The 3,475-nt window shown below is 38.2% G+C and carries 3 protein-coding genes; 1 reads left to right on the top strand and 2 read right to left on the bottom strand.

Translation table 11 applies throughout. The features are described from left to right. Positions 1-9: 9 nt before the first annotated feature. Together proB and AC3DU7_RS24295 are read right to left on the bottom strand one after the other, a co-directional pair. Positions 10-1,119 carry a glutamate 5-kinase gene (gene proB, locus AC3DU7_RS24300; RefSeq protein WP_488041873.1) on the bottom strand — a complete coding sequence of 370 codons (1,110 nt, stop codon included), beginning with the start codon at positions 1,117-1,119 and terminating at the stop codon, positions 10-12. 305 nt (positions 1,120-1,424) lie between these two features. Continuing rightward, positions 1,425-1,556 carry a hypothetical protein gene (locus AC3DU7_RS24295; RefSeq protein ID WP_488041872.1) on the bottom strand — a complete coding sequence of 44 codons (132 nt, stop codon included), beginning with the start codon at positions 1,554-1,556 and terminating at the stop codon, positions 1,425-1,427. 335 nt (positions 1,557-1,891) lie between these two features. On the opposite strand from AC3DU7_RS24295, the gene AC3DU7_RS24290 reads away from it, so the two are divergent. Further along, positions 1,892-2,962: a Gfo/Idh/MocA family oxidoreductase gene (locus tag AC3DU7_RS24290; RefSeq protein ID WP_488041871.1), complete on the top strand. Its 1,071-nt coding sequence runs from the start codon at positions 1,892-1,894 to the stop codon at positions 2,960-2,962. Positions 2,963-3,475: the final 513 nt, after the last annotated feature.

Here is a 3,475-nt window from a genome sequence, read left to right as displayed (position 1 = left end):
CAAAGGCAGTTAACATTTGATGACAAGGTTATCCCTATGTACTACTGTGTCAGATCCTATATAGCCCAAAATATCAGGTATATCTTCTGAGCGACAACCTAGAATTTGTTGCAACTCAGTATTGCTGTAGTTCACAAGTCCCCTAGCTATTTCCCCGCCTTCTTCATTGCACAATTCTACAGCATCCGATGGATAAAACTCTCCTTCTACTTGAATAATACCAGCAGCTAGTAGAGATTTACCAGACTCAGAAATTGCTTGAACTGCACCTATGTCCAGATACAGCTTGCCCGCAGGTACTAAAATATTGGCAATCCAATGTTTGCGGGCATTTACTGGTTGTGGTTGAGGTTCAAACTGAGTCCCAATAGATTCTCCATTCAGGATTTTTGGTATATTAGTAGGAATTTGGCCATCAGTAATGACGGTTCGTACTCCTGCTGCTGTGGCAATTTTGGCAGCTTCAATTTTCGTAATCATTCCACCAGTTCCCCGTCCACTAACAGAATCTCCAGTTTGAACTTGAAATTCTTCGAGTTGTTCTATTCGCTCTACTAAGGTAATAGGTAAAGCATCTGGATTGTTTCTAGGATCGGCAGAATATAACTTGTCAACGTCGGTTAATATAAATAACCAATCAGCTTCTACTAGACCAGCAACTAAAGCTGATAGAGTATCGTTGTCCCCAAATTTCAGTTCTTCCACAGCAGTAGTATCATTTTCATTCACAATTGGGACTATACCCAGTCGCAACAATTGTTGAAATGTATTGTAAGCATTTACATAACTACTACGTCGTGAAAGCTCGCTCCTGGTAAGTAAGATTTGAGCAATTGTTTGTTGCAAAGATGTAAACAAATCTTCGTAAACTCGCATTAGTCTTCCTTGGCCAACTGCTGCTACTGCTTGCTTCATGGCAATATTGCGAGGTTTTTCACTTAGCCCTAAGCGATCGCAACCTACACCAACTGCTCCAGAAGAAACTAAAACTACTCGATGTCCCTGAGAACGTAGATTGGCAATAGTCTCGATCAAGCTAGCAATTGTGGACAAGGCCAAATTTCCCGATTCAGAACGAGTCAGACTGGAAGTGCCTATTTTAATTACTATTGTTGTCATCGAAAAATATTGAACTAATTTTTGATTGCTTCGACTCTTTGAAATTACCTCAAAATTAGAAAACACCAAACTCTTAATAAATCAAGAGATTGGTGTTTTTAGATTTTTATGTTTAAGACCTTTATATTTGCTGGTCTCAATTTAATTTTTATTGATGTCGATTATTCCATAGAGTTTTAGTAAATTTAAGAAATCGTAATATTTTCTTTAGATTTGGGTATAATTTTCAGATAAAACAATAGTCATACTGATGAAATACTCAATTTTAGATTTTCAGGAACAAGGGAGGGTGGAGGGAGTATTTTTCAAGCTTTTCCCGTTGCCTCTACTACACTCCCGACTGGTAACTCAAAAACTGATAACTGAAATGACCTTTCCTTCCACTGCCATATAGGATAAATTTGCAAAGGTTGAACAAAAAAATCTATATAAATCATGGTGTAGCTGTTGCACCCTCATCCCCTTCCGGGAGGGGAGCAAGAGGGGTAGGTGAGGATTAATGGCAGTGGGGCAAACGGTTCAAGAAAAGCGCACCGCCTGTGCTGAAGTTTCCTCAGTATTAAAGATGGAGCAAGAAAGCTTGTGGAGATAGTAGTAGCGGGGGCGCAACTCAACTTGTTTTGATTTGTTGCCTAGTTAAGAATCACGGCTAGCGCAGCTTTGCGTTAGCACTCGCAAGAATTACCCGTTATAATCTCCGATTTAACGGGCGAGTGTCAATACCTTACTCTAATTAGGTGTGGTGGAGGAGAATCTAGGAGTGCTAAATAGAATGTCTAAAGTATATTCATCCGTTTTTACTAAACACGGCCAATCAGAATCTCTTCGTGTAGGAGTTATTGGGGTTGGTAATATGGGACAACATCATACCCGTGTCCTAAATTTGCTCAAAGATACAGAATTAGTCGGTGTAGCAGATATTAATGTAGAAAGAGGACTCGATACTGCAAGTAAATATCGAGTTCGTTTTTTTGAGGACTATAAAGACCTTTTACCTCATGTTGATGCTGTGTGTGTAGCAGTACCAACCCTTCAGCATTACGCTGTAGGAATGACTTGCTTAGAAGCAGGAGTCCATGTGTTAATGGAAAAGCCTATTGCTGCTAGTATCGCTGAGGCTGAATATTTGGTAAATACTGCTGCTGAAACAAACCTAATTTTACAAGTAGGTCACATAGAAAGGTTTAATCCTGCTTTTCAAGAACTTAGTAAAGTCCTCAAAACTGAAGAGTTATTGGCCTTAGAAGCTCATAGGATGAGTCCTTATTCTCATCGAGCTAATGATGTGTCTGTAGTTCTGGACTTAATGATCCATGATATTGACTTGTTACTAGAATTAGTTGCTTCCCCAGTTGTGAAATTAACTGCCAGTGGAAGCAGTGCTTCTAGCTCTGGAAATTTAGATTATGTAACAGCTACTCTTGGTTTTGCTAATGGAATTTTAGCTACTTTGACTGCTAGTAAGGTGACACATAAAAAATTACGTTCTATTGTTGCCCACTGTAAAAATTCTTTGACAGAAGCAGATTTTCTTAACAATGAAATTCTGATTCATCGTCAAACAACAGCAGATTATGTGACTGATTATGGTCAGGTGCTTTATCGTCAGGATGGTTTAATTGAAAAGGTTTATACTAGCAATATTGAACCTCTTCATGCAGAATTAGAGCATTTTATTCATTGTGTTGGTGGAGGGAATCAACCTTCAGTTGGAGGAGAACAGGCTCTTAAAGCATTGCGGTTAGCTAGTTTAATTGAGAAAATAGCTTTTGATGGTTTAGCTTGGAATTCAGCAGATTCAGAATGTAATTTATTGAATAATTCTATGCTAAAAGTAGGTTAAAGTATTTCAATAAATTCCTTTATAGCAGGGAATAGGGAATCAGGAAAAGTGGAAAAAATATTTACTTCTCTAATACCAATTTGATAAATGTTTGCTACAAATAGTTAGGGTATTTATTAGAATTTCCGTTTGTCATGCTTCCCTACGGGATGCTACGCAAATGCAAACAGCAATCCTGCAATTCAGGAGTTAGAATGAATAGATTTAATACCAGTTTTTAGGTCGTAAATCCTCTTTTTTCTCAAAGGAACATTTCCTGCAAAATCTTTTTATTGCACTTATTATTTGTAACATTCTTGTTTTAAATTGGTATAAGAGGATATCTGAAAAGTTTTTTGATACTGAATTTTACCCCCCGAGCAAGCCAACTTTGTGGGGAACAATAGTTAATTTGCTTCCTCTAGTCCCCCAATTTTGGTGGATGCGCGGTAAGCATTCAGCCGTCAGCTATCAGCGCTTCAGCTATCAGCTATTGCTTTTAGTGAGCGATCAAAGCAATATTTAATTAGGCCT

It is taken from the genome of Okeania sp., assembly GCF_983059655.1.
This window is presented reverse-complemented; position numbering and strand designations above follow the sequence as displayed.

Bases quoted from the DNA above. Each gene is read 5' to 3' on its own strand.
- proB (WP_488041873.1), bottom strand. From the start codon at position 1,119: ATGACAACAATAGTAATTAAAATAGGCACTTCCAGTCTGACTCGTTCT.
- AC3DU7_RS24290 (WP_488041871.1), top strand. From the start codon at position 1,892: ATGTCTAAAGTATATTCATCCGTTTTTACTAAACACGGCCAATCAGAA.
- AC3DU7_RS24295 (WP_488041872.1), bottom strand. From the start codon at position 1,556: ATGATTTATATAGATTTTTTTGTTCAACCTTTGCAAATTTATCCTATA.